This window comes from uncultured Thiocystis sp. (genome assembly GCF_903866365.1).
In the GTDB taxonomy this organism is placed as follows: Bacteria; Pseudomonadota; Gammaproteobacteria; order Chromatiales; family Chromatiaceae; genus Chromatium.
This window is the reverse complement of record NZ_CAIPNF010000063.1, coordinates 32,540-58,216: the sequence shown is the minus strand read 5'-3', so window position 1 is coordinate 58,216 and position 25,677 is coordinate 32,540. Positions and strand designations below refer to the sequence as shown.

Here is a 25,677-nt window from a genome sequence, read left to right as displayed (position 1 = left end):
ACGCACCCTATCGATTAGGTTGTCAGGGGATGCGTAACGAGGCTTGCTGTTGAGCTGGTGTTGTCATTTAACCCTTCGCGGGACTCGACCCAGCAGCAATGCACGAGTGTTAGTCTAGCCTGACAATCGCCTGTGTCAAGATTTATTTACAGTGGTGCTGGCAAAGGCTGCCGCGGGCGCCTTCTCACCAGGCGTTAAAGCCCCATTTCGCGATAAAAATCAAGGCGAGGAACAGGATAAACGCCGTCGCTGTGGCTTTGCCGAAAAACAGGAAATGATGGAACATGGCGTACCAGACCTCACTAATGCTCTGCTCCTTTGGCGCGGGCTGCTGAGGGTCGTCCGGCGTGGCGGCGCTCTCGACGCGCGGGGAGGCGGGGATCAAGGCGTAGGGCTCGGCGCGGCTGACCTTGAAAAACTGAATGTCCGAATCGGCGCCGGCCTTTTCGATGACCACGAACTCGGTGCCAACCGCAAGCGTCTTGTCGGTGGCGTACATCAAGGCGAAATCCTCAATGCTTTCCGCCGCGCCTAAATACTCCCAGGCGGAGGACTTTTCGGGCCAGATACTTCTTGCTGCGTAGTTCAACGATACTTCCTCTCTCTAATGATCGTAATGATGCCGACAGGCCGCGCGGAAGACGGGGGGCTCCCGGCTGTGCAAGCCGGCGTCTGTCATGTAGACTTCACGGGGTCGAATGTCCAGTGAACTGGACAATCATTTGAACTCAATTGACACTGATCTGGCAAGGCAGCGCCATGCTAAAGATCCAGACGGGCATTCCATTCAATTCATTTTGAGCAGGCAAGGCAAGCGCATGCGGAACAAGCGTATCCTCGTGATCGGAGCAGGCATGGGCGGCTTAAGCGCGGCCCTGAAGCTGGCAATCAATGGCTTTGACGTCACTGTCGTGGAGCGTGGCCATCGTCCGGGCGGCAAGCTGCGCGAGCAGCATGTGGGCGAACAGAGCTTCTATACCGGCCCCACCGTCTTAACCATGCCATGGGTGTTCGAGGAGATTTTCGCGGAGGCTGGCGCGTCCCTGACCGAGCGCGTCACGCTGCATAAGGCTGAAATTCTCGCCCGCCATGCCTGGAGCCTGGATGAGCGGCTAGATCTGTTCGCCGATCAGGAGCGCTCGGCCGAGGCGATCGCGGCATTCGCCGGCCCTGCCGAGGCGGATGGCTACCGTCGCTTCACGCAGCACGCGAAGCGGGTCTTCAACGCACTCGAAGGCCCCTTCATCCGTTCGACGCAACCGACACCGCTCTCCATCTTTGGTCGCTTCGGTTGGAGCGGCATCGGTGAGCTGACGCGGATCAAGGCGGTCTTCACCCTCTGGCAGGCCCTCGGCGGTTACTTCAAGGATCAGCGTCTGCGTCAACTGTTTGGCCGCTATTCGACCTATGTCGGCGCGTCACCCTATCTGGCGCCAGCCACGCTGATGCTGGTCGCCGATGTCGAGAGCCGCGGCGTTTACGCGGTCGACGGCGGTATTCACCGGCTACCGGAAGCGCTCGCGGCCCTCGCCGAGGAGAAGGGCGTCACGCTGCGTTATGGCGAGCAGGTTTCCGAGATCCTCGTCGAAGGCGGGCGAGCCGCTGGCATCCGACTGGAAGGCGGCGAGCGCCTTCCGGCCGACGCGGTGATTTACAACGCCGACGCCTCCGCGATCGGCGAGGGCCTGTTCGGCGATGGGGTGAAAAAGGCGGTTCCCCGCATCCCACCGAGCAAACGCTCGCACTCAGTGGTGACGTGGAATTTGCTTGCAAAGCCTGCGGGCTTTCCGATGCAATACCACAATGTTTTCTTTCCCCCCGATTACGCGCCGGAATTCAAGGCGATCTTCGACGAACTGCGGCTGCCCATCGATCCGACCGTCTATATCTGCGCTCAGGATCGCGGCAACCCCAATGCTCCCGAGCCAGTGGAGCCCGAGCGTCTGCTGGTGATGGTCAATGCGCCGGCCCGTGGTGACACGCAGACCATTTCCGAACAAGAGATTCGGCGCTGCGAGGCGCGTGTCATGTCCCTGCTGGCACACTGCGGACTCACCCTGGAAGAGAGCGAGGAGGTTGCCGTGACGACCCCCGCCTATTTCGAGAAAGCCTATCCCGCGTCTGGTGGCGCGGTGTTTGGGCGGGTGACACATGGTTTGTTTGGCTCCTTCGATCGACCGGGCAACACGAGCAAAATTCCGGGGCTGTATCTGGCCGGCGGCAGCGTCCATCCAGGGCCGGGCATCCCGATGGCAGCGATCTCGGGGCGCATCGCGGCGACCACGCTCTTGACTCAGTTCGGATAAGAAGAAGTCTCGGCGCCAACAGGATTTCTCTATCTTTCATGCGATCGCCTGTCCTGACTCCGTGTTATCAAGCGATGGAACCGCCCTCTCCAGCGTTGGTCCGCTCTGACGCTGGAGTATTTGGGGGTGCTGTGCCGTCACGGAGTTATGCATATGCCTGAAAAACGAGTGGTTGTGATTGGCGCGGGGATGGGCGGACTGGCGGCGGCGTTGCGCCTGGCGTCCGGCGGACTGAAGGTCACGCTCGTGGAAACGCGGGAAACGGTCGGGGGCAAGGTCCGCGAACTGACGATTGATCAGGCGCGCATCGACTCCGGTCCGACTGTGTTGACCATGCGTTCAGTCTTCGAGGAGCTTTTCGCTCACGCGGGCGAGTCGCTCGCGAACCACCTTCGGTTGCGACCGGCTGAGATCCTCGCGCGACACGCCTGGAGCGAGCATGAACGCCTGGATCTCTATGCGGATGTCGAGCGTTCGGTCGAGTCGATCGGCGATTTTTCCGGTGTCGTCCAGGCGCGGCTGTTTCGCGATTTCTGCGGTCGCGCGGCGGACATGTATCGCACGCTGGAGCATGCCTTCATCTATGAAGGCCGTCCGACGCCGCTATCGCTGGTTCTGGACTCGGGTTTGCTCAATGTTGCTAGACTGAAACCCTATTCGACGCTGTGGCGTGATCTGGGCCGTTTCTTTCCCGACCCCCGCCTGCGCCAGTTGTTTGGTCGTTATGCCACCTATGTTGGCTCGTCGCCCTTTCTGGCGCCGCCGACGCTCGGGATCGTCGCTCATGTTGAGCAGGGCGGTGTCTGGATGGTGGACGGCGGCATCCAGCGTTTACCCGAGGCGGTGGCATCGCTGGCATCCCGGCGCGGCGTTGAGTTTCACTATGGCGTTGGCGTCAGCGAAATCCTGATCGACCGCGGTCGCGTCAGTGGTGTCCTGCTGGACAATGGCGAGCGGTTTGCCGCCGATGCCGTCGTCTGCAATGCCGACTCGGCCGCGCTCGCGGCTGGGCTCCTGGGCGCTTCGGCCAAACGCGCGGTGCTTCCTCGTCCCGTTTCCGCACGCTCGCTGTCGGCGATGACATGGAGTCTGAACGCGGCTACGGCGGGCTTTCCGCTGGTGCGCCACAATGTGTTTTTTTGCCGTGATTACCCGGCTGAGTTCAACGCGATTTTCAAACATGGCCGGCTTCCGGACGAACCCACCGTCTATGTCTGCGCCCAGGACCGCGACGATTTGGGCGAGGCGGCCGGAGCTGGTCCCGAGCGGCTGATGTGCCTGGTCAATGCGCCGGCACGCGGCGATACCAATCCCCTTCAAGCGAGAGAGATCGATCAATGCGAGGAGCAGACATTCACACTGCTGGCACGCTGTGGCCTGCGGGTCGACAGGCATCCGGGCAATCTGGTCAGGACGACCCCGCTGGACTTCGAGCGTCTGTTTCCGGGCACCGGTGGAGCGCTGTACGGGCGAACATCGCACGGATGGCGGGGGCCGTTCAGTCGCTCGGGGGCGCGCAGCAAGGTGCCGGGGCTGTATCTGGCGGGGGGCAGCGTGCATCCGGGGCCGGGGCTGCCGATGGCGGCCATCTCGGGGCGCCTGGCGGCGGAGGCTCTCCTGGCGGACCTGACTTCGACCTGACCGTACCGCCGCGCGGCTATGCCTGGTGGTATGTCGACGCGCTGAGCGACGATGGCCGCCATGGCCTGACCCTGATTGCGTTCATCGGCAGCGTGTTCTCGCCCTATTATTTCAAGGGTCGCCGCCGTGGTCAGGATGATCCGCATGACTACTGCTCGATGAATGTCTGTCTCTACGGCGAGGAGCGCCGCTGGACCATGACCGAACGCCGGGCCGGTGCCGTGTCGCAGGATGCCGCGGCATTGAAGATCGGACCCAGTTCGATACATTGGAATGCGGATCAGTCGCTGACCATCCAGCTTGACGAGATCGGCACGCCCATCCCGCAGCGTGTGCGCGGCAAGATCCATCTGACGCCAACCTTCGTGAACGAACGCAGCTTTACCCTCGACAGCCAGGGGCGGCATCGCTGGCGCCCGATCGCACCGAGCGCGCGCGTGGAGGTCGAACTCGAACGCCCGAAGATCCGCTGGACCGGGCACGCCTATTTCGACCGCAATTGGGGCGATGAGCCACTGGAAGACGCCTTTGTCTACTGGGATTGGTCGCGGGCGGGGATGGGCGAGGAGAGTGCGATCCTCTACAACGTCGATCGGCGCAATGACCAACCCCTGTCGCTTGCGCTTCATTTCGGGGCCGACGGGACGATCAGCGAATTCGAACCGCCGCCGAACCATCGTCTGCCCCGGACGCCAATCTGGCGGGTCGCGCGTGGCAGTCAGGCGGATCCTGGCCGGCCGCCGCGCGTCGTCAAGACGCTTGAGGACACGCCCTTCTACTCCCGCTCCGTGATCTCTTCCCAATTACTGGGCCGGCCAGTCGAAGCCGTTCATGAGAGCCTGTCCCTGGACCGCTTTCGCTCGGGTTGGGTGCAGCACCTGCTCCCCTATCGGATGCCAAGACGCTGACCCCGCAGAGTCCATCTGGTCTCACGAATGCCATCTAAAGGCGGCTGCCGCTGGCTGCCGCCCCCTGTCTCGATTCGGTTTAAGCCGCGTGCATTTAGCCACCTGACGTTGAGGTCGGGCAGGTTATAGCAAGATGTCTAAAAATCATGTGTAAATGTAGATTGACATCTGCGTCAGTCAAGCTAGACTGACACCTGAATCAAACCACTCCGGAAGGTTCTGGCTGAATCTCTCGGAGCCATGATCCAGGTTCCAGGGCTTTTTTTCAGGCTCTCTGCGCTGCCGCTGATCCCGCTAGGATCGACTGAATGTTGGGCGTGGTGCCAAGCAAGGAGAGTTTGACATGTGCCGCATGGGCTTTGCCATGGAGTAGGGGAACCGCTTCCAGGATCCTTGCTTAGCGGGCTAGATCAAAGGGACTTGTGCCTGTGTGTACTGAGTGGTTTCCTTGCCGTGGTGGGTTGGTCCATGGCGCCTCTGCCGCACGGGCAAAGTGCAGCATAACCTAATGAAATATATTAAAATTTGGAGGATTTGTAATGTCTGACACCAGCATGAGCGGTCTGACTGAACAAGAAGCCCAAGAATTTCACGGCTTCTTTGTGCAAAGTATGTCGGCATTTTTCGGGATCGTCATTTTTGCGCACATTCTTGCCTGGATGTGGCGGCCCTGGCTGTAATCATTTCGGGAAAAGCTGGTGCTGGACTGTGCCAGCAACTGATGTACCCGTTTTGTTTTAATCGGAGGAGAAAATAATGTTTCCGTCTGAAAACGTGTGGAAGATCTGGCTGATCATGGACCCGCGTCGTGTCCTGATCGCGCTGTTCGCATTTCTGATTATCCTAGCGCTTGCGATTCACATGATTCTGCTCAGCACCGCCAACTTTAATTGGCTCGAAGACGGCGTCCCCGCCGCTTCGGTCCAGCAAGTGGCGCCGGTTGTGCCGCAACGGTAATCGCGTCCTTGACGGGGGTGGCGGGCGAGAGAAGGCCCCATGGCAAACCTCACCTACCGCCGACAGTGCTAAGAGGAGGCATCCGGCCAGGCTGCCTCCCCAGCAGAGGGTTTTACAATGGCCATGCTCAGTTTTGAGAAAAAATACCGCGTCCGTGGCGGGACGCTGATCGGGGGAGATCTGTTCGATTTCTGGGTGGGGCCGTTTTACGTCGGCTTCTTCGGAGTATCGGCGTTCTTCTTCGCCTTGCTAGGAACGCTCCTGATCGTCTGGGGTGCCACCCTCGGTCCTAACGCTGAACTCCAGACCTTCAACATTTGGCAGATCAGCATCGCTCCTCCGGATCTCAGTTACGGTTTGGGGATGGCGCCGATGACGGAGGGAGGTCTCTGGCAGATCATCACCTTCTGCGCGATCGGTGCATTTGTCTCCTGGGCACTGAGGCAGATTGAAATCTCGCGGAAGCTTGGGATCGGATTCCACGTACCATTTGCTTTCAGTTTCGCGATTGGCGCCTACATCACGCTTGTGGTGATTCGTCCCATTCTGCTGGGCGGTTGGGGGCATGGTTTTCCCTATGGAATCATGAGTCATCTCGACTGGGTCTCGAATGTTGGGTACCAATTCCTGCATTTCCATTACAACCCAGCTCATATGTTGGCGATTACCTTCTTCTTTACAAATGCCTTGGCGCTTGCGATGCACGGATCGCTAATTCTTTCGGTGACAAATCCACAGGAAGGCGAGCCCGTCAAGACCAGTGAGCATGAGAATACCTTCTTCCGCGATATCGTTGGCTATTCCATCGGTGCGCTCGCCATTCACCGCTTGGGCTTGTTCCTAGCCCTCAGCGCCGTGTTCTGGAGTGCGGTTTGTATTGTTATCAGTGGACCCTTCTGGACGCGCGGATGGCCGGAATGGTGGAACTGGTGGCTTGAGCTCCCACTCTGGTAGGATCTAGGAGACTACAATGCCTGAATATCAGAATATTTTTAACAGTGTGCAGGTGCGCTCTCCGGCTTATCCTGGTGTGCCGCTGCCGAAAGGGAATCTGCCGCGGATTGGCAAGCCGTTTTTCTCCTATTGGTTGGGGAAGATTGGGGACGCGCAGATTGGACCCTTCTATCTCGGATTCGCCGGTACCTTGTCGTTAATCTTTGGTTTCTTCGCGATCGAGATTATCGGTTTTAACATGCTGGCATCCGTCGACTGGAGCCCGATCGAATTCGTCAAGAATCTGTTCTGGCTGGCTCTTGAACCGCCCGCGCCGCAATATGGATTGAGCATACCGCCTCTCTCCGAAGGTGGTTGGTGGTTGATTGCCGGTTTCTTCTTGACCGTGTCGATCCTACTGTGGTGGGTTCGCACCTACATGCGCGCCGAAGCACTGGGTATGAGCCAGCATCTGTCATGGGCGTTTGCCGCGGCGATCTTCTTCTATCTGAGCCTGGGCTTCATCCGCCCCATCATGATGGGTAGCTGGGCAGAGGCAGTGCCGTTCGGCATCTTCCCTCATCTGGATTGGACGGCGGCATTCTCGATTCGCTACGGTAATCTCTATTACAACCCCTTCCATATGCTCTCGATCGTGTTCCTGTATGGGTCGGCCCTGCTGTTCGCAATGCATGGCGCAACCATCCTGGCGGTCAGTCGCTACGGTGGGGACCGGGAAATCGATCAGATCGTGGATCGTGGGACGGCGGCTGAACGAGCCGCGCTGTTCTGGCGCTGGACCATGGGCTTCAACGCCTCGATGGAGTCAATCCATCGCTGGGGTTGGTGGTTCGCGGTTTTGACGGTCATCACCGCTGGAATTGGCATCCTGTTGACCGGCACGGTGGTCGATAACTGGTATCTCTGGGCAGTCAAGCATGGTGTCGCGCCGAGCTATCCGATCGATGTGCTCGTCCAAGACCCATATACGCTGCAGGGGGTGTCGCAATGAAATTTGCAAAACATGCATCAGTCCCGCTGGTCGCAGTTGTCGCTTCCGTCCTCCTTTTAGGATGCGAGCGTCCGCCGCCAGAAGTTGTGCAAGTCGGATATCGTGGCTTGGGGATGGAGCAGAATTACAATCCGCGACTCCTTGCGGCGAGTGTCAAGGAAAACATCCCACCCGAGCCACTTCCGGCAGCAGCGCCGGGTGGCCCCATGGTGGCGGATGTCTATAAGAACGTACAGGTTCTGAGCGATCTCAGCGTTGCCGACTTCACCCGGCTGATGGTGGCGGTGACACTCTGGGTTTCGCCGAAGGAAGGCTGTAATTATTGCCATGTACCTGGCGATTTCGCATCCGATAACATCTATACCAAGGTAGTCTCGCGTCGGATGTTCGAGATGACCCAGAATACGAATGCGGACTGGAAAGCTCATGTGGTGAATACGGGTGTAACCTGTTACACCTGCCATCGCGGAAATCCAGTACCCAAGTACGTTTGGGTGACTGATCCGGGTCCGGGGCAGCCTTCTGGGGTGAATCCGACGGGGCAGAACATCGCGGCCTCCACCGCCGCCTATTCGTCCTTGCCCTATGATCCGTTTACCCCGTTCCTCGACCAGGCAAACGATATTCGTGTGATTGGTACGACGGCATTGCCATCCGGAAACAACACGTCAATCAAACAGGCGGAATGGACCTATGCGTTGATGATGCAGATCTCCGATGCGATGGGCGTCAACTGCACTTTCTGCCACAATACCAGGTCTTTCTTTGCCTGGGATCAGAGTAGACCGCAGCGGACGACGGCTTGGTATGCGATCCGTCATGTGCGCGACATCAACCAGAATTATCTCTGGCCCCTGAATGACGTGCTTCCCGCTTCGCGCAAGGGTCCCTATGGCGACCCCTTCAAGGTCAGTTGCGTGACCTGCCATCAAGGCGCATACAAACCGCTCTATGCGGCGCAGATGCTGAAGGATTATCCTGCCCTTGCAGGCCCCACCAAGGCGGCAGCGCCGGAAGTGGCACCTGATGCGGCGGCCCCCATGGAACCGGCGCCCGTTGAAACAGCGCCCGTTGAAGTGGCTGTGCCGACCGCGCAAAAGCTGTAGCCTGATGGTTGTTTTAAGTTGGCAAGGAAGCCTTTTGGCGCCGGATTCCGGCGTTGAAAGACGGAGTGAAAGTCGCGGAAGTCGCTCATCAGGGCTGCATCTGCGGACAGTGATCGGGGTCGGCTTGTGTCAGTGCCGCAAGCCATCCCCGATGAACAATGAGGAACCGTCCAATGGCTAACGAGAACCGTTCGATGTCTGGACTGACCGAAGATGAAGCGAAAGAATTTCATGGCATCTTCGTGTCCAGTTTCGTCGCGTTCACGGGGATCGTGGTTGTCGCACACATCCTCGTGTGGTTGTGGCGTCCTTGGCTGTAATAGTCTAGGATTTTAATGTTCGTGACCGACCGGGCGATTGTTGGTTTCCGCAGCGCCCATCCATAAGAGACTGGAGAATACAAATGCATAAGATTTGGCAGATTTTCGATCCCCGTAGAAGCTTGGTTGCCTTGCTTGGTTTTCTGTTCGTGCTGGCGCTATTGATCCACTTCATTCTGCTTAGCAGCCCAGCTTTCAATTGGCTCGGCTAGCAGCTAGCGTCCACATCAGGGCATTCTCAGCATCCTAGGGTACGCCTAGCGGCGTGCCCTTTGATGCTCCTCATTCCCTTGTGGATAAGCTCGCGCGAATGGATAACAGGATGAACCTGTTTCGGGAGACATCATCAATGCAAAAAATGTGGCAGATTTGGCAGTACTTCGACCTGCGTATGCTCGTCATGGGCATCGTAGGGTCCATGTTCACGCTGGCCTTTGTAATCCATTTACTCCTGTTCAGTAGCCCGACGTTCAACTGGTTTCAAAGTTCGGAGGTCTTGCCTCCGGCCGCCGCCCAGATGGTCCCGTTGCCACAAGGTCGCTAACCTTAGCGGCAGAAAGCGCCGGCGGGCGGGGAAATGCTGTTAGCTCACCCTGTCCGTTGTCGTGATAACGCAGCTACCGATCATGCTTTTTCTTTGTGATCACATTTCATTGCGAACCTCCGCGCGGATCGAAATCCTTGATATTACGGATCGGATCAGGGATATGTTCGCCCGGAATCGGATACAGAATGGGCAGATGACGATCTGCTCCACGCATACGACAGCATTCGTTGCCTTGAATGAAAGCGAGCCGCTGTTGCAACGGGATATGATCGATTTTCTGACTACGCTCGTTCCTTGCGATGCTAAATATCGGCATAATCTGAACCCAGTCGACGGGCGGCCAAATGCCCATTCACATCTGCTGGGGCTCTTCATGAATGCCTCTGAGACCATCTTGGTCTCGAACGGGGAATTGCTATTAGGCGGTTGGCAGTCAGTCTTTTTTATAGAACTGGACGGTCCTCGCGAAGAACGAACGTTACGGGTGCAACTCGCCGGAGAACGCTAGCGCATGCAGGATTCCGATTGCTCGGGTTTTTTCGCCGATGCGGATGCGTTGGACCAGGATGCCTATCTTCACCTCGATTACTACCTGGAATGTTCCGGCGATCCGAGGGTTGCCGTGGCGCATTTCTGTGCCGAACAGTCAACCGCGCAGTGGCGGCGAGTTGGATGCTCCGAGGATCTCAGACCCCGGTTTGCCGCCCGTGTCATCGATCTGACCCTACTGGAGTCGGGGTGGCCCGAGTTTAGCTACGGGATTGGCGGCGCGCGGGCTGGTGGCGTGCAGGCATGCCGTGTGACGATCGCACATCCCCACGGAAATTTCGGTCCACGTCTCCCGAACCTGTTAAGCGCGGTCTGTGGCGAAGGCACCTTTTTTTCGCCTGGCGCACCGGTCGTCAAATTGCTGGATATTCGTTTTCCGGACGCATACCTGGCGGAGTTCGAGGGGCCTCGTTTTGGTGTCGAGGGTCTTCGCGATCTGCTTCAGGTGTATGACCGGCCCATCTTTTTTGGCGTGATCAAGCCGAATATCGGACTGCCTCCCGAGTCATTCAGCGATCTGGGCTATGAAGGCTGGCTTGGTGGGCTTGATATTGCCAAGGACGATGAGATGCTGGCCGATACTCCATGGTGTCCGCTGGACCAGCGTTCGGCGCTGCTGGGTGCGGCGCGACGACGGGCCGAACAGGAAACCGGATGCCGCAAGATGTATCTTGCGAACATCACCGACGAGGTTGACCGACTGCTCGATTTGCATGATCTGGCGGTCGCGAACGGCGCCAATGCACTGCTGGTCAATGCAATGCCCGTTGGTCTGAGCGCGGTGCGGATGCTACGTCGGCACGCGCGCGTCCCGCTGATCGCTCATTTCCCCTTCATTGCGCCGTTCAGTCGTCTCGCTCACTTTGGCGTCCATTCCAGGGTGTTCGCCAAACTCCAGCGACTTGCCGGGTTCGACGCGATTATCATGCCGGGATTTGGCGAGCGGATGCACACCTCGGACGAAGAAGTCCGCGCGAATGTCGATGCCTGTCTTGCGCCCATGGGGGCGATCAAACGCAGTCTGCCGGTTCCTGGCGGGAGCGATTGGGCCGGCACATTAAGCAAGGTCTTCGAGAAGGTGGGAACCGTCGATTTCGGTTTTGTCCCAGGACGTGGCGTTTTCGGGCATCCGATGGGGCCTCGCGGAGGGGCGGCGAGTATTCGTCAGGCATGGGAGGCGATTGCCGCTGGCGTTTCTCTTCAGGAGCAGGCCGTGCGGCATGAGGAACTGCGGGCGGCAATCGAAACATTTGGACATGCCGCCACGGCGCATTCATCCGAGTCCGATGGGACATGCACTGGAGGTCAATCTTGAGCGCTAGAATGGTTCCACCCCTGGCCGCCGATGCGTTGGAGCGGGCCGGAAAGCGCGATGCCGTGGAACAAGTGATCCTCGTGGACCAGAACGATCGAGCGCAGGGCACGTCCGGTAAGCTGGATGTGCATCGCGACGGTCAACTCCATCGCGCCTTTTCGATTTTAGTGTTCAATGCCCAGGGCGATCTGTTGCTGCAGCGGCGCGCCAGAAGCAAATATCATTTCGCGCTGCGTTGGTCGAATACTTGCTGCGGACATCCGCGGCCGGACGAGTTGACGCCGATGGCGGCCAGCCGGCGTTTGAAAGAGGAGTTCGGGATCCGCGCGCCGCTCACCGAGCGCACGCAGTTGATCTATCGCGCCGAGGATCGGGACTCGGGACTGATCGAGCATGAATACCTGCACATTTTTCATGGCGTCCATACGGGAGATCCCAAACCAGATCCGTCCGAGATTGGTGCTTGGCGCTGGATGGCGGTTCCGGCCATTCGTCGCGCCCTGCGATTACATCCGGATTGGTTTACCCCCTGGTTCCATCTGTTGATCGGGAAATTGCTGGTCGATTGAATCGCGCCCAGGATGACCTGACTTCTCTTGTGAGCGGACCCGGCCTTGCGCGGTCGCCAGCGGCGATCGGTGTGACGCGGTATCCATGTCTTGAAGCATCTGTCCCCGCGAGCGTCTTCATGTCCGATTTCGATGCACTGAGCGCACCCTCGCGCACGACGCCAGAAACCCATCAGCGGGGTCAGGACAAACTGGCGCGGATTCCCGTTAAGGTCGATCTCGGCGGCGCAGTTCTCCGCAAGCCAAGCTGGATTCGCGCCCGGGCTCCGCTGGGTTCGGAGGTGGCGAGCATCAAGGGTTTGCTGCGACAGTCCAAGCTAACCACGGTCTGCGAGGAAGCGATGTGCCCGAATCTGGGCGAATGCTTCCAGCGTGGAACCGCCACCTTCATGATCCTGGGCGATGTCTGTACCCGCCGCTGTCCCTTCTGCGATGTCGCCCATGGTCGGCCCAAACCCGCCGATGTGGACGAGCCGGCGCATCTGGCGCACTCCATCGCGACCATGGGTCTTCGTTACGTGGTCATTACCTCGGTCGACCGGGACGATTTGCGCGATGGCGGGGCAGGGCACTTCGCGGATTGTCTGCGTGCCGTTCGCGCCCGCAATCCGGCGACACGGCTGGAGATTCTGGTTCCGGATTTTCGGGGTCGGGAAGCGGTGGCGCTCGCCGAGTTCCGGGGCGATGCCGTGCCCGATGTCTTCAATCATAATCTGGAGACCGTGCCGCGACTCTATCGGCGTGCTCGGCCCGGCGCGGAGTATGCCGGATCGCTGCGGTTGCTTCAGTCATTCAAGGTCGGCCATCCCAGGGTACCGACCAAATCCGGCTTGATGCTCGGACTTGGCGAGACACGCGAGGAGGTGCTGGACGTCATGCGCGATTTACTCGCCCACGGTTGCGACATGTTGACCCTGGGGCAGTACCTTCAGCCGAGCCGGGATCATCTCGCGGTCAGTCGTTACTGGACTCCCGCTGAATTCGACGAGTTGCGCGAACTCGGGATTGTGATGGGATTTTCCAATGTCGCCAGTGGACCCATGGTGCGCTCCTCGTATCATGCCGATCGCCAGGCGGGCGACGTCATCGCGACAACCTGATCCGCGCGCGCGTCGGGAAGAGGATCGAATCGGCATGATGGTGTACAGCATCCTCAAGAGTGTCCTGCTGCCGCCCGGCATCCTGATTCTGATGCTAACCGCGGCGTTTTTTCTGGTGCGCGGGGTTCTCGGGCGCCTGCTAATCTTTGTCGCCGTGACCATCCTGACCCTGATGCTGCTGCCGCCGGTCGGAACCCTGCTCATGGAACCCTTGGAAACGTATCCAGCCCTTGGCAGGCCAGACACGCCGATTCCGCCCGCGGCGCAGGCCATCGTCATTCTGAGCGCCGGGCGCGTGACCGACGCGCCCGAGTATGGGGGCGATACGCTTGACGATGCCAGCCTCCGGCGGGTGCGCTATGGCGCGACCCTCGCTCGAATCACCGGCTTTCCCATCTATGTCTCGGGGGGGCACCTGCCCGACGAGCCGCAGTCGATGGGCGTGCTCATGGCCGACCTGTTGCGCACTGACTATGGGATCGCGGTCGCGGCGATCGAATCGGAGAGTCGAACCAGTTGGGAGAATGCCGCTTACACGGCTCAATTGCTGAAACGCGATGGCATGACCCACATCCTGCTGGTCAGCGACGCCTGGCATCTGCCGCGCGCCGTCGACGCCTTCGCGGGAACCGGTCTGACGGTCACGCCCGCACCGACCGGTTTCGCACATCGCCCGGGTTGGCGGGCGGAATTGACCTACCGCGATTGGTTGCCGTCCGCGCGGGCCTTTCTGCTGAGTTACTATGCCATTCACGAGCATGTGGGGCGTGTCTGGTATCAGATTCGCACCTGGATACAGGGGCCGCCGCAGGTTTCCGAGCGTCCGCCGACCGTTGCCAGTCACACCAATCTCCCGGAGATGTTTACCGCATGAGTCGCCCTACCGAATCACGGTTACTCCTCTGGCGCCAGTTGGTGCGCAGGATCCTGCCTTTCGCCGATGTGGCGACGGTCGATCTGCCGCTGGGTCGATTGCTGCGTCTGTCGCTGTTTCAGGTCTCGGTCGGCATGGCCATGGTCCTGCTGACCGGCACGCTCAATCGCGTCATGGTGGTCGAACTCGGGGTTCCGACCTGGCTGGTGGCGACCATGGTGGCGCTGCCCCTGGTCTTCGCGCCGTTGCGCGCCTTGATCGGTTACCGCTCGGATTATCACCGTTCGGCCTTTGGCCTGCGCCGCATCCCCTACATCTGGATCGGCAGCATCTTGCAGTTTGGCGGTTTCTCCATCATGCCGTTCGCCCTACTGCTGTTGGCCGATACCGACAACGCCCTGAATCTCCTGGGAACCATCAGCGCGGCCCTGGCGTTTTTGATGGTCGGCGCGGGTTTGCATACGACTCAAACGGCGGGTCTGGCACTGGCCACTGACCTGGCCCCGGTCGAGAAACGCCCGCGCGTGGTGGCTTTACTGTACGTGACCCTGTTACTCGGCATGCTCGCCAGTTCCTTGCTGTTCGGACAATTGCTGACGAACTTTACGCCGCAATTGCTCATCCAACTGATTCAGGGCGCCGCGGCGGCAACCATCTTCTTGAATCTGGTCGCCTTGTGGAAACAGGAGGCCATCGATCGAACCCGCGCCGCCACGCCGATCCAGCGTCCGCCTTTTCTCGAAACCTGGCGGGCATTTTCGCAGGGCGGGCGGGCCAGCCGTTTGCTGGTGGTGGTGGGTCTTGGGACGGCGGGCTTCACGATGCAGGACATCCTGCTCGAACCCTATGGCGGTCAGATCCTGGGCATGACGGTTTCTCAAACCACGGCGCTAACCGCGCTGCTGTCGAGCGGAACCCTGGCGGCATTCGCGCTGGCGGGGCGTGTTTTGAGCCGCGGCGCGAATACCTATCGGCTGTCGGCCATCGGGGGCGTTGTTGGTCTCGTGGCCTTCGCGGCGGTGATCCTCGCGGCGTCGCTGGGATCGACCTCGCTCTTTCGATTCGGGACCGCGCTGATCGGATTTGGCGCCGGTCTCTTTGCCGTCGGCACCTTGACCGCGGCCATGGACCTGGCCGAAGGTGGCCACAGCGGTCTCGCGCTGGGTGCCTGGGGCGCGGTTCAGGCGACCGCGAGCGGGGTTGCGATGGCGTTTGGCGGAGGAATGCGTGATGTGGTGTCCGGATTCGCGGAGTCCGGAGCGCTCGGTCCCGACTTGACCGGCCCCGTGATCGGCTATGCGTTTGTCTATGTTGTCGAAATCCTGTTGCTGCTGGGGACGCTGATCGTCATCGCGCCGCTCGTGCTCCGCGCGGCGGACAAGAGGGTACGATCCTCGTCGACGATTGGGCTGGATCAGCTTCCTTAGACCCTGCGCGGAGCAGCGATCCGCGCCACCGTCGCCATTGACGCGGTTTAGCGCCGTTGCGGCAGATGCTCGCGATAGCGTTCCATCAGATAGCAGAGACAATCCTGGCGGATGATGGTCTCGTCGCGGGTGAGCATGGATGGCATGGCGGGCTGACACAGGCGCAGTTCGGAGTCCTCCATGTGAAAGTACCGGTCGCTCACGTCCAGCCCCTGTTCGTCGCGAACCTCCAGTCGGGCAGCCTTCCCATTCAGTCGCTGTCCGAAGGCCGTGCCGCGCGGCAACTCGCAAAAATTCCAGTGCTCCAGTGCCGGGTTCAAGCGCAGATCGACCTCGTCCGACGAAAAGCTGAAGCGAACCTCGGCAGGTACCGTGACCTGCGCGACGGAGTGAAAGAGGTCGATGTCCTGAGGCGGTAACGCATGATCGGGAATGTCGTTCAGGTGCAGCGCGGCGTCGATAAAGGACCGTGCATGCTCGACGCCCTGCGGTTCGCCGACCTTGCCGCACTCCACGGTGACCGCCGGGCAGAGCCGGGCCATTGCCTGCGACTGGACACCGGTCGGACGTTTGAAATAGACGACGGTCCGGCTGAAGAGTGTCGCAAGGTGAAGAATGCGATTGTCGATCTGGTCGATGCAGGCATAGTGGGGATTGAATCCGGTGTTGTTATGCAGATCCAGACTCGCGAAAAGCCCCCGCTCGGCCATGATGTCAACGACGCGCGCCATGATGTCGTGTTCAGGTGTGTGGGGCGTGACGGAGCCGGGCCAGACGCGATTGTAATCGGGTTGATCAGGGAGATGACGCGCACCGCTGGCTGCGGCGGCGACATTTCCGATAAAGATCGTGAGCGAGCGGGGTAGACGCAGCTCGCCGAAGCGGGCGAGTCGCGCGTTCAACAGATCCCTGATCGCGTCCCAGCCGACCGTCTCGTTGCCGTGCATCAGCACGGAGACGAACAGCGCCGGTTCGCGCGCGCCGGATACATGAATCAGCGTGGGCGCGCCGAGCCATGCGTTCAGTTGGTGGCTCTCCGCGTCCAGGAGTCCGTCGGGCAGGGCGTCGAATTGCTTGAGCATGGAGGGCGTTCGGAATCCGAGGGCTGAACGGATGAAACCGCGTTCATCAGATGATACGCGGTGTGTCGAGTGAGCAGGTCTCAAACCCGCCCCACAGTCATCGATATGGGGTCGCGCTAGTCTAACGTCCACCGGTGAACCGGCTGGCCACTTTCTTGATGCGCGAGATAGGCTGCGGTCAGACCGGCCATGTCCGGCTGATGCCGTGCAACCCAGGCGCGCTGCCAGCGCGCTCCGGTCTGACCTGTTTTAAGGCGTTCGGCGATAATTCCGAGCCAATGATCGATCTCCGCCGGATCGATCCTCAGATCCGCAAGCCCCTGTCTGGCGCGCGGCAGCAGATCGTCCTGGATGATCCGCGTCACGGGCAGAGTCTGTCCGTCCAGCCAGGGGATCCGCGCTGCCAGTCCCTCGCGGGCGCAGGCATAGAAACCTTTCTGCGCATGTAAAAAAAGCAACCGGGACTCGGGCGGTGTTGCGTCCCGCGCCAGATTCCGCATCAGACCGAAATAGAGTGCCGCATTGGCGATCGCATCCGCCACCGTGGGTCCGGCAGGCATCACCCGATGTTCGATACGCAGATGCGGACGGTCGCACGCATCGAAACCGATCAGCGGACGATTCCAGCGCCAGATGGTGCCATTGTGCAGGCACAGATGGGCGAGTCGCTCCGGGGGCGCATCCATCAGCTGAGGGAGCAGCACCGGATAACGGTCGAGATTAGCGCGGAAAGTTTCCAGGATCGAACGCTCGGCGTAGCGAAAACCGAAATTGGCGCGCTCCTGAAGGATGGGGCCGCCCACCGAGACCGCCTGCTCGAACAGCGGGATGCGGGTCTCGTCCCAGAGATCGCGACCGAAAAGATAGGGCGAGTTGGCGCTGATCGCCACCAACGGGCCGCTGACCACTTTCGCGGCATTATAAACGCGCGCAGCCTCACTCGGTTTGACCTTGAGATGGAGCTGGAAGGAGGTGGCCGCCGCCTCCAGCATCACATCGCGCCACTCCAGATCGAGACGATCACGTCCTTCGATGAGGAGTTGCAGTGGGCGTCCGTGACGCAGCTCGAAGATCTGGGCGTTGAGTGCGCGATAGCGCTCGCGCGGGGTCATGAAGTCAAGGGCGAGATGTTCTGGGCGTACCGTCGGCAGGATGCCGACCATGGTCAGGCGAGCCCGCAGGTCCGATGCCGCGCGGTCGCATCGCTCCAGCGTCGCGGTCAGTTCTCCCGCCAGACGCGAGAGCGCATTGCCCTGTAAGCGGGTTGCGGTCCCATTGAACTCGACATTAAAGGTGGCGAGTTCAGGGACGACCAGCGGATCCGCCGCGCGCTCCAGCAAGGCGTCGACCTGTGGCGCGGGGAGCATGTCGGGCGCGACCAGACAGGTTTCCAACTCGTAGCCGACGGTCGGCTCCCCGTCTTCCAGCGTGCCGTCCGCGAACCAGCGCTCCAGCAAACGGGTCTCCTGGCGCAGACGCTTGGAAAACACGGCGAAGTCGTGTTGCGTAAATTGCGTCGCGGCGATTGCCTGGCCCATGCGCGCGTGCCAGCAATGGCGATATCGCGTTACAGCCCGATCAATTCAGCATGGATGCCTTGCGCGGTCACGGTCTCCAGGATGGCCGCGCTGCTGGTCTTCTCGGGGTTATATCCGACGATCATCAGATGGGGCCGGTCCGCTTGGGCATGGACGCTGACCACGCCATCGACGGCGCGGATCGCGGTCTCGAGGCGTGCGCGGTTTTCGGCATCCAGGGACTCGTCGATGTGCAGGGTAATGTCGGCAATCTGAATGTTCACGATGATCCTCTACTCGTTTCGTGAATGATATTCGGGTGGGATAAAGAGGCTTGCGGACGGTTTGCGCGGTTTCGGCGACGTTGGTTGGATTTAGTATAGCGCCCGGTTTGAGCTTCGCTCCCGGAAGCGCGGTTTACTGCCGCCCAAGCAGCCGATCCAGCTCGGCCAGGCGCTCCGGCGTGCCGATGTCGAACCAGCGCCCGGCATGCCGCCGACCGCCGACCCGTCCCGCCCGCATGGCGTGGCGCAAAAGGGGCGCGAGCGGGAAGGCGCCGGATGGACAGCCGTGGAAGAGTTCCGGGCGATAGAGTCCGAGACCGCTGAAGGTAAAACGCGGCGATCCATCGGCCGACACGCGCCCCTGGGCAAGGGCGAAGTCGCCCGTCGGGTGATGCGGCGGATTGTCCACCAGGATCAGATGGGCCAGGTCGCCCGCGTCCAGGTTCAGATCGGTCAGCGCGCAATCGGTCCAGACATCGCCGTTGACCACCAGAAACGGCGCGGGGCCAAGCAGCGGAAGCGCCTTGAAGATGCCGCCGCCGGTTTCGAGCGCCTGTCCCTCGGCCGAATAGCGGATGCGTACCCCGAAGTCGGCGCCATCGCCCAGGGCCGCCTCGATCCGGTCGCCCAGATGGGCATGATTGATGACCAAATCATGGATACCGGCCGCCGCCAGACGCTCGATGTGATAGACGATGAGCGGCTTGCCGGCGGCTTCGAGCAGCGGTTTGGGCGTGTGGTCGGTCAATGGCCGCATGCGGTTGCCGCGTCCCGCCGCGAGGATCATGGCTTTCATGGGTCAGGCATTGCACTCGCGGAAGATCCGCTTGTCGCAGGTGGCGCAGACGCTCTTATCAAGCTTCTGGTAGATCCCGCGGATCGCCGCCGTCTTGGATTGGAAGACATTGCGCGCCCCCGTGTCATCCAGGCAGCCGCAGCGTTCCAGTTCCTCCCACAGACCTTGCTTGACGTTAATCAGATACATCCCGCCACCGTCCGCGAAACGTTTTGCGATCTCTCGCGAGAGCGTCTGCCCTCCCTGGAGATCCACGAAATTGATGCCGTTGGCGAACAGCGCCAGATGTTTCTGTTGCGGGTATTCGGCGCGCAATTTGTCGAAGAACTGCTCGACGTGAGGGACCGAGCCGAAGAAGAGCGAGCCATCGATGCGCAGGAAGCGCAGTTGCGGGCATTGGGTCAGCTCAGGATCGCTGGAAAAGGCGTGGTTGGGCAGGAATGGATTTGGCGCGAGGGTCACGATACGCGGCTTGGAGGTGCGTTCGAGATAGAGCACCAGCGACAGCAGGACGCCAGCGAAGATCGCGAATTCCAGCTCCAGGAAGATGGCGGAGAAAAAGGTGACGCCCAGCACGGCCGTCTCGCGCTTGGACGAGTGCAGGATATGGCGGATCTCCACGAAATCGACCAGATTCCAGGCAACCAGGAAAAGGATTCCGGCCATCGCCGCCTTGGGCAGATAACTCGCATAAGGCGCCACCAGCAGCACGATGGCCATCAGCATGAAGGCGGCAAAGATCGATGCCAGCGGGGTACGGGCGCCGGCCTCGTAATTGATTCCGCTGCGGTTGAAGGAGCCAGTGGCGACATAGCCCGAGAAGAATGACCCGGCGATGTTCGACAGACCCTGACCGATGAACTCCTGATTGCCGTCGATGCGATAACCGCCCCGCGCGGCCAGCGAGCGACCGATTGAAACGGCCTCGGTCAAGGCGAACAGGGTCACGGCCAGTGCCGAGGGCGCGAGCTGGCGAATATGTTCCAGCGTCAGCGAGGGCGCCGATAGCGGCGGCAGGGTCGAGGGCAGCGCGCCCACGGTGGCGATGCCGGTCTGCGCCGCTCCCAGCCAGTCAGTCAGACCCAGCGCCAGCAGACTGCCGACAATCATGGCGACGATCATGTAGGGAATCTTCGGGAGCCAGCGTTTGCAGGCAATGCCGATCCCCAGGGTCACGGCGGCGACGAGCGTCGCGCTGGGGTTGGTCTCCAGCAGGTGCTGGCCGAAATGGAACACGATTTCATGCAGATTGCCGCCGCTATCCATCTCGACGCCAAAAAAATGCTTGAGTTGCTTGGCCGCGATGAGCACCGCCGCGCCCGCCGTAAAGCCCACCACCACGGAATGCGAGATAAAGTTGACCAGCGCGCCCAGACGGGCGAATCCCAGCGCCAGTTCCATGACGCCGACCATGAAGGTGAGGGTCAGGGCCAGGACGACATAGTCGGGCGAACCCGGCAGCGCCATCACGGAGAGCGCCGAGAACAGCACCACCGAGGCGGCCGTGGTCGGGCCGGAGACCAGATGCCGCGACGATCCGAACCAAGCGGCAATGATGGCCGGCACCATCCCGGCATAGAGGCCATATTCGGGCGGCATTCCGGCGATGGTGGCAAAGGCGACACCCTGGGGCAGCACCACGATGGCCCCGGTTAGCGCGGCGAGGAGGTCGGCCTTGATCTCGGCGGGTCCGACCTTGGGCAGCCAGTTTTTATAGGGCGTTGACCAGGACCAGTCGAGCGAACGCAGCACTCTCGCGGAGGCCGCGAGCGATTGTTGAGCCTTTTCGGCGAGATTGAGCGAGCGAAGCGTCTTCATGCTGGGATGACGTCCTGAGCGATGAGGGATACCGGGAGCAGGTGCAAGATGTCACGGCGCCGGGCCGATCACGCCTGGGTCGGGATGACGTCCCAACGGCGGACGGCGACCGAGCCAAGTGAATCATCTCTATATTATGGAACTTTAATGCACATGAACATAGCGCAGACCTGGACCAGATTTTGACGCCTCGCCCCGGCATGCTAGCCTTACGACGCATTCGAGTCACCTGAGGCTGCCTGAATTGTTTAAGATCGTCTCGTTCAACATCAACGGAATTCGCGCCCGGCCGCATCAGATCGAGGCGCTGAAAGCGGCGCATGCGCCCGACGTGATCGGTCTTCAGGAATGCAAGGTCGCCGACGAGCAGTTTCCCTTCGACTGGGCGCGGGGACTGGGTTACGCGACCCACGTCCACGGTCAGAAAGGCCATTATGGCGTGGCCCTGCTCAGCCGGGTCGAGCCGCTGGCCGTGACCCGGGGCTTTCCGCACGACTCCGAAGACGCCCAGCGCCGCCTCATCGCCGGACGCTACCCCTTGTCGGACGGTGGCGAGATCACCGTCATCAACGGCTATTTCCCCCAGGGCGAGGGCCGCGACCATCCGCTGAAATTCCCCGCGAAACGGAAATTCTATGCGGATCTGCTGGACTATCTGCGCGCAGCCTTCGCGCCGGACCAGAATCTGGTGGTGCTTGGCGACATGAACGTGGCCCCGCTGGATCTGGACATCGGAATTGGCGCGGACAACGCCAAACGCTGGTTGCGGACCGGTAAATGCAGCTTTTTGCCGGAAGAGCGGGACTGGCTCAAGGCGATCGCGGACTGGGGCCTGACCGACGCCTATCGCGCGCTGCACCCCGAGGTCGACGACCGGTTCAGTTGGTTCGATTATCGCTCGCGCGGCTTCGAGCGCGAGCCCAAACATGGGTTGCGGATCGATCATCTGCTGGTGACCGCGCCGTTGCGCGAGCGTCTCCTCGCCGCCGACATCGACCATGCCATCCGTGGCATGGAGAAACCCTCGGATCATTGCCCGGTGTGGGCCAGTTTCGACCTGCCATGAGCGACGGGCGCGGCCTTGACATCCATATTGGTCAGGAGGAATGCCTGGCCCGCATCCGCGCCACCCCGCTCGATGCCGAGGAGTTGGCCAGCCGCTATGGACAGGACGGACGCCGGGCGCCGGGTGCGCTCTCCGCCGACATCATCCACGTCCGGCTCGAAACGCTCGTCTTCATGGTGCTGTCGATGCGCCGCAGCGTGCGCCCGTCCGCCGAGGCGCTGGCCTGGTTCCCGGCGGAGCGGGTGGAGGCCCTGTTCGGTCATCTGGAGCGGGTCGCCCGCACCAGTCTGGAGCTGACCTATCATCTCTGCGTCCATTCCCCGGAGATCCTGCGGCATCTCCCGGATGAGGCGATCCATGACTGGATCATGGGCCTGCTCGACAGCTACGACCGCTCGGGCACTCAGGGCGCTCTGCGCATCCTGCGCCATGTGGCCGAGGACGCCCGCGCGCGGCGCGATCTCCATCGCCAGGTGCGTTTCGCCGAGATCGCGCCGGTGCTGGAATCCTTTGTCACCGGTCTCGCCGGGCGCGGGCTGCGCCTGGAGACCGGCGAGGCCGTCCTGACCGACACCGAGACGCTCTTCCTACCCCCCGTTCTGAGTCGCTTCGCCGAACGCGACGACAATTTTCGACTGTATAAGGCCATCGTCGCTCATCTCTGGGCGCAGATTTGGTTCGGTACCTGGCGCGAGCCCGCGCTCGTCCGGCTGGCGGGCTACCCGGATCCGCGCCAGGTGCTGGATCTGTTCCAATCGCTCGAAGGGCTCCGGCTGGATGCCCGGCTGGCCGCCGAACTCCCCGGTCTCTGGCGCGAGATGCGACGACTGGCGGGGCGCGCCGCGCTGGCGCCGGTGTGGCGCGCCGCGGCCGAGCGGGTCGCCCATCCCGAGGCCGACGCGGCCCTGAGCTGGACGTTGGCGGGCGAACTCCATGCCGCCGGTGTCGAGCCGCTGGAGCCGGTCTGCTATCAGGGCGTGCTGGACCCGCAACGGGTGGCCGAGGTTAGCGCCGCGCGGATCGCCCGCGAACGCGAGCGGCTCGCCGTGGCGCTCGCCCGGATCGCCGACGAACAGGGGGTTGCGCGCCGTGCGACCGCCGGCGAACCGCCGACGTTTCGAGTCGATCCCGAACCCGATGACGACTGGCCCGACGGTTTCGCCTTCCAATTGCGGCTGGGCGACCAGCCGGTGCGCCCGATCCCCGAGACCGTGCAACTCCTGCAATCCATCGCACAGGACTTCGGCCATATCCCGCCCGAGTTTCTGGAGGCGGCGGGGCAGGGCGTTTATCAGCATCAGTCGGGGCAAGCCCGCGAGGACGCCGCGCCCGCGCCGGCATCCGGCGCCTTCCTCTACGACGAATGGGACGCCGGCCGTCAGGGCTATCGCAAGGGTTGGTGCCAACTGCGCGAGAAGGATGTCCACCCCCAGCCGGATGATTTCGTCGCCGCGACCCGTCACAAATACCGGGGATTATTGAAACACCTCTACCGCACCTTCGAGGCGATCCGTGGCGAAGAACGGCTGATCAAGCGCGAACCCTTTGGCGACGATCTGGACATCGATGCCCTGGTCGAGGCCCACGCCGATCGGACCCAGGGGCTGGAGATGACCGACCGACTGTTTCTGCGTCGCCGCAAGCTCGATCGCCATCTCGCGGTGCTCTTCATGGTGGACATGAGCGGCTCCACCAAGGGTTGGATCAACGACGCCCAACGCGAATCGCTGGTGCTGCTGTGCGAGGCGCTGGAACGTCTGGGCGACCGCTACGCCATCCACGGCTTCTCCGGCTATACCCACACCCGTTGCGACAGCTACCGCGTCAAGGACTTCGCCGAGCCCTACGATGCCAAGGTGCAGGCCCGCATCAGCGGCATCCGGCCCCAGGACTACACCCGCATGGGCGTCGCCATCCGTCATCTGACCCGCAAGCTGCTGGCGGTCGAGGCGCGCACCCGCGTCCTCATCGTCCTGTCCGACGGCCGCCCCGACGACGAAGACGGCTACCGTGGCGACTATGGCATCGAGGACACCCGCCAGGCGGTGCTGGAGGCGCGCGGGCGGGGCGTCCATCCGTTCTGCATCACCATCGACGATCAGGCCCAGGCGTATCTTCCCCATGTGTTCGGGCCAGCCGGTTACGTCCTGGTCGAGAAGGTCGACAGGCTGCCATTGCGGGTCTCGGAGATTTATCGGCGGATGACGGTGTAGGTTCACTCTTGCCATACGGGAACCATCGGTATCTTGCGTCTCCATCATGCACTCGACCCGCTGCGCTGCCGGCTCTATGCGGCCCGGTCGCCGATTCATGGTCAAGGTTGTTTTGCCCGCGTGCGGTTCGCTGCCGGGGATTACATCGGAACCTTCGAAGGCGTCGAGGTCGATGAAGACGGTCCTCATGTGCTCTGGCTCTATGCGGTCGAGACGGGTGTCTTGATCGGTCGGCGCGGCAATAATCTGTTGCGCTGGCTGAATCACAGCGATCGGCCGAATGCCGAGTTCGACGGTTTCGACCTTTATGCCCGGCGGACGATCGCCGTGGATGAGGAAATCAGTATCGACTATGCAGCCGGATCCTGAACCAAACCGCTTCGTCTCGCGTTCCGCGCGGTACATCCCCATCTGTTCAGAACATTTCAACGGAGCAAGCCGATGCAAGACCGTCCAGCGATCAAGACCGCGATCCCGCAACGCCGTTATCAGGTGGGCGACCATACCGCCTCGCTTCTGGGCGAGATCGAGAGCGGGGATGGCCGTTTCTACCGCTATATCCTGGCTCTCGTCCCGCCGGCGCAGCGCGAGCCTGTACTCTATGTCTGCGCCGAGCAGACACCGCCCGCCGAGCGCGCCGATGGCGCCTATCGACTGCGGGTCGTGAACGCGCTCATGTCCGAAGTGGTCGATACGAGCGACGGCTGGGGCGATCTGGAGACTTTCGCCGAACAGGCGATCAAGCTTGGCAGGCAGATGCTTGGACTCCAGCAGGTGCCAGTCGTCAGGCTGCTGTAGACGCGAGATCCGTGGGTAACTCCGGTTGCCTCAGGGCGTCGCACCGAGCAATCGCGGTCTACTCCAGTCCCAGGATGAACCGCCACTGCTCCGGGCTGACCGGCATGATCGAGAGCCGATTGCCTTTGCGTACCAGCGGCATCCCATCCAACTCGCCCGGCGCGTGTGCCTTGAGTTCCGCAAGCGGGATGGTCCGTTTCAGATGACGCACATAGCGCACATCCACCAGATACCAGCGTGGCTGATCGAGGTTGCTCCTGGGATCGAAATATTTTGCCTCTGGATCGAAAGCGGTGGGATCCGGGCGGGGTGCGCTCGAGGTCTCGGCGATTCCGACCACCCCTGGCACCTCGCAATTGGAGTGATAGAAGAGAATCCGGTCGCCGATTCGCATCTGGTCGCGAAGCATGTTGCGCGCCTGATAATTGCGCACCCCGTCCCAGGGCTCGGTTTGATTGGGTCGCGATGCCAGATCGTCGATGCCGAAGGTCTCGGGTTCGGATTTGAAGAGCCAGTAGTTCATGAGTGATTTCAAACTT

At 61.3% G+C, this 25,677-nt stretch carries 28 protein-coding genes; 21 read left to right on the top strand and 7 right to left on the bottom strand.

Translation table 11 applies throughout. The features are described 5' to 3' along the window. Positions 1-184: 184 nt before the first annotated feature. On the bottom strand, positions 185-589 hold the full coding sequence (locus QZY07_RS04215) for a hypothetical protein (protein ID WP_295400030.1): 405 nt from the start codon (positions 587-589) through the stop codon (positions 185-187). Between the two features lie 229 nt (positions 590-818). Here QZY07_RS04215 and crtD (QZY07_RS04210) point away from each other — a divergent pair, with 229 nt between their 5' ends. From crtD (QZY07_RS04210) to QZY07_RS04130, 17 genes are all read left to right on the top strand, one after another. Continuing rightward, positions 819-2,306, top strand: coding sequence for a 1-hydroxycarotenoid 3,4-desaturase CrtD (crtD, locus tag QZY07_RS04210; protein WP_295400029.1), 1,488 nt, complete (start codon positions 819-821; stop codon positions 2,304-2,306). Between the two features lie 153 nt (positions 2,307-2,459). Beyond that, positions 2,460-3,947, top strand: coding sequence for a 1-hydroxycarotenoid 3,4-desaturase CrtD (gene crtD, locus QZY07_RS04205; RefSeq protein WP_295400027.1), 1,488 nt, complete (start codon positions 2,460-2,462; stop codon positions 3,945-3,947). 92 nt (positions 3,948-4,039) lie between these two features. Continuing rightward, complete coding sequence (locus QZY07_RS04200; protein ID WP_295400062.1) at positions 4,040-4,855, top strand: carotenoid 1,2-hydratase; 816 nt, start codon at positions 4,040-4,042, stop codon at positions 4,853-4,855. A gap of 539 nt (positions 4,856-5,394) precedes the next feature. After that, complete coding sequence (gene pufB / locus QZY07_RS04195) at positions 5,395-5,535, top strand: light-harvesting antenna LH1, beta subunit (RefSeq protein WP_295400024.1); 141 nt, start codon at positions 5,395-5,397, stop codon at positions 5,533-5,535. Between the two features lie 76 nt (positions 5,536-5,611). Then, positions 5,612-5,812 carry a light-harvesting antenna LH1, alpha subunit gene (pufA, locus tag QZY07_RS04190; RefSeq protein ID WP_295400023.1) on the top strand — a complete coding sequence of 67 codons (201 nt, stop codon included), beginning with the start codon at positions 5,612-5,614 and terminating at the stop codon, positions 5,810-5,812. A gap of 117 nt (positions 5,813-5,929) precedes the next feature. Next, positions 5,930-6,766: a photosynthetic reaction center subunit L gene (gene pufL / locus QZY07_RS04185; protein ID WP_295400021.1), complete on the top strand. Its 837-nt coding sequence runs from the start codon at positions 5,930-5,932 to the stop codon at positions 6,764-6,766. A gap of 16 nt (positions 6,767-6,782) precedes the next feature. Beyond that, positions 6,783-7,757: a photosynthetic reaction center subunit M gene (pufM, locus tag QZY07_RS04180; RefSeq protein ID WP_295400019.1), complete on the top strand. Its 975-nt coding sequence runs from the start codon at positions 6,783-6,785 to the stop codon at positions 7,755-7,757. Continuing rightward, complete coding sequence (pufC, locus tag QZY07_RS04175) at positions 7,754-8,863, top strand: photosynthetic reaction center cytochrome PufC (RefSeq protein ID WP_295400017.1); 1,110 nt, start codon at positions 7,754-7,756, stop codon at positions 8,861-8,863. The genes pufM and pufC overlap by 4 nt, the downstream gene beginning before the upstream one ends. A 173-nt stretch (positions 8,864-9,036) precedes the next feature. Continuing rightward, positions 9,037-9,183 carry a light-harvesting antenna LH1, beta subunit gene (gene pufB, locus QZY07_RS04170; protein WP_295400015.1) on the top strand — a complete coding sequence of 49 codons (147 nt, stop codon included), beginning with the start codon at positions 9,037-9,039 and terminating at the stop codon, positions 9,181-9,183. An 83-nt stretch (positions 9,184-9,266) separates the two neighbouring features. Beyond that, positions 9,267-9,395 (top strand): light-harvesting antenna LH1, alpha subunit, encoded by a 129-nt coding sequence (pufA, locus tag QZY07_RS04165; protein WP_295400013.1) that lies wholly within the window; start codon positions 9,267-9,269, stop codon positions 9,393-9,395. Positions 9,396-9,505: 110 nt separating this feature from the next. After that, positions 9,506-9,727 (top strand): light-harvesting antenna LH1, alpha subunit, encoded by a 222-nt coding sequence (gene pufA, locus QZY07_RS04160; protein WP_295400012.1) that lies wholly within the window; start codon positions 9,506-9,508, stop codon positions 9,725-9,727. Positions 9,728-9,809: 82 nt separating this feature from the next. Continuing rightward, a complete protein-coding gene (locus QZY07_RS04155; protein ID WP_295400010.1) occupies positions 9,810-10,238 on the top strand; it encodes a secondary thiamine-phosphate synthase enzyme YjbQ in 429 nt (142 codons plus the stop codon). A gap of 3 nt (positions 10,239-10,241) precedes the next feature. Then, on the top strand, positions 10,242-11,594 hold the full coding sequence (locus QZY07_RS04150; protein WP_295400009.1) for a RuBisCO large subunit C-terminal-like domain-containing protein: 1,353 nt from the start codon (positions 10,242-10,244) through the stop codon (positions 11,592-11,594). Beyond that, positions 11,591-12,163: an isopentenyl-diphosphate Delta-isomerase gene (idi, locus tag QZY07_RS04145; protein ID WP_295400007.1), complete on the top strand. Its 573-nt coding sequence runs from the start codon at positions 11,591-11,593 to the stop codon at positions 12,161-12,163. The genes QZY07_RS04150 and idi overlap by 4 nt, the downstream gene beginning before the upstream one ends. Before the next feature lie 119 nt (positions 12,164-12,282). After that, positions 12,283-13,263 carry a lipoyl synthase gene (gene lipA / locus QZY07_RS04140; RefSeq protein WP_295400005.1) on the top strand — a complete coding sequence of 327 codons (981 nt, stop codon included), beginning with the start codon at positions 12,283-12,285 and terminating at the stop codon, positions 13,261-13,263. A 34-nt stretch (positions 13,264-13,297) separates the two neighbouring features. Further along, positions 13,298-14,137 (top strand): YdcF family protein, encoded by an 840-nt coding sequence (locus QZY07_RS04135; RefSeq protein ID WP_295400003.1) that lies wholly within the window; start codon positions 13,298-13,300, stop codon positions 14,135-14,137. Then, positions 14,134-15,564 carry a BCD family MFS transporter gene (locus QZY07_RS04130; RefSeq protein ID WP_295400001.1) on the top strand — a complete coding sequence of 477 codons (1,431 nt, stop codon included), beginning with the start codon at positions 14,134-14,136 and terminating at the stop codon, positions 15,562-15,564. The genes QZY07_RS04135 and QZY07_RS04130 overlap by 4 nt, the downstream gene beginning before the upstream one ends. Positions 15,565-15,611: 47 nt before the next feature. On the opposite strand, the gene QZY07_RS04125 is transcribed toward QZY07_RS04130, so the two are convergent. From QZY07_RS04125 to QZY07_RS04105, 5 genes are all read right to left on the bottom strand, one after another. Continuing rightward, the gene (locus QZY07_RS04125) at positions 15,612-16,646 is read right to left on the bottom strand and encodes a M14 family metallopeptidase (protein ID WP_295400000.1); all 1,035 of its coding nucleotides are present in this window, start codon (positions 16,644-16,646) and stop codon (positions 15,612-15,614) included. Positions 16,647-16,762: 116 nt separating this feature from the next. Next, the gene (locus tag QZY07_RS04120) at positions 16,763-18,184 is read right to left on the bottom strand and encodes a glutamate--cysteine ligase (RefSeq protein WP_295399999.1); all 1,422 of its coding nucleotides are present in this window, start codon (positions 18,182-18,184) and stop codon (positions 16,763-16,765) included. Between the two features lie 29 nt (positions 18,185-18,213). Next, positions 18,214-18,447: an ATP-binding protein gene (locus QZY07_RS04115; protein WP_295399997.1), complete on the bottom strand. Its 234-nt coding sequence runs from the start codon at positions 18,445-18,447 to the stop codon at positions 18,214-18,216. 133 nt (positions 18,448-18,580) lie between these two features. Then, positions 18,581-19,243, bottom strand: a complete 663-nt coding sequence (gene murU, locus QZY07_RS04110) for an N-acetylmuramate alpha-1-phosphate uridylyltransferase MurU (RefSeq protein WP_295399996.1) — start codon at positions 19,241-19,243, stop codon at positions 18,581-18,583. A gap of 3 nt (positions 19,244-19,246) precedes the next feature. Continuing rightward, entirely contained in the window at positions 19,247-21,061 is a 1,815-nt protein-coding gene (locus tag QZY07_RS04105; protein WP_295399995.1) for a SulP family inorganic anion transporter, read from the bottom strand. 244 nt (positions 21,062-21,305) lie between these two features. Here QZY07_RS04105 and xthA point away from each other — a divergent pair, with 244 nt between their 5' ends. The 4 genes from xthA to QZY07_RS04085 all read left to right on the top strand — a co-directional run bounded on the left by xthA (position 21,306) and on the right by QZY07_RS04085 (position 25,138). Beyond that, the gene (gene xthA, locus QZY07_RS04100; RefSeq protein ID WP_295399994.1) at positions 21,306-22,127 is read left to right on the top strand and encodes an exodeoxyribonuclease III; all 822 of its coding nucleotides are present in this window, start codon (positions 21,306-21,308) and stop codon (positions 22,125-22,127) included. Then, positions 22,124-24,340 (top strand): VWA domain-containing protein, encoded by a 2,217-nt coding sequence (locus QZY07_RS04095; protein WP_295399993.1) that lies wholly within the window; start codon positions 22,124-22,126, stop codon positions 24,338-24,340. Before xthA ends, QZY07_RS04095 begins: the two co-directional genes overlap by 4 nt. A gap of 33 nt (positions 24,341-24,373) precedes the next feature. Next, positions 24,374-24,709, top strand: coding sequence for an SET domain-containing protein-lysine N-methyltransferase (locus QZY07_RS04090; protein WP_295399992.1), 336 nt, complete (start codon positions 24,374-24,376; stop codon positions 24,707-24,709). Between the two features lie 72 nt (positions 24,710-24,781). Further along, positions 24,782-25,138, top strand: coding sequence for a hypothetical protein (locus tag QZY07_RS04085; RefSeq protein ID WP_295399991.1), 357 nt, complete (start codon positions 24,782-24,784; stop codon positions 25,136-25,138). A 58-nt stretch (positions 25,139-25,196) separates the two neighbouring features. Here the strand turns inward: QZY07_RS04085 and QZY07_RS04080 are convergent, their stop codons facing one another. After that, positions 25,197-25,661, bottom strand: a complete 465-nt coding sequence (locus QZY07_RS04080) for an EVE domain-containing protein (protein WP_295399990.1) — start codon at positions 25,659-25,661, stop codon at positions 25,197-25,199. Between the last annotated feature and the right edge of the window lie 16 nt (positions 25,662-25,677).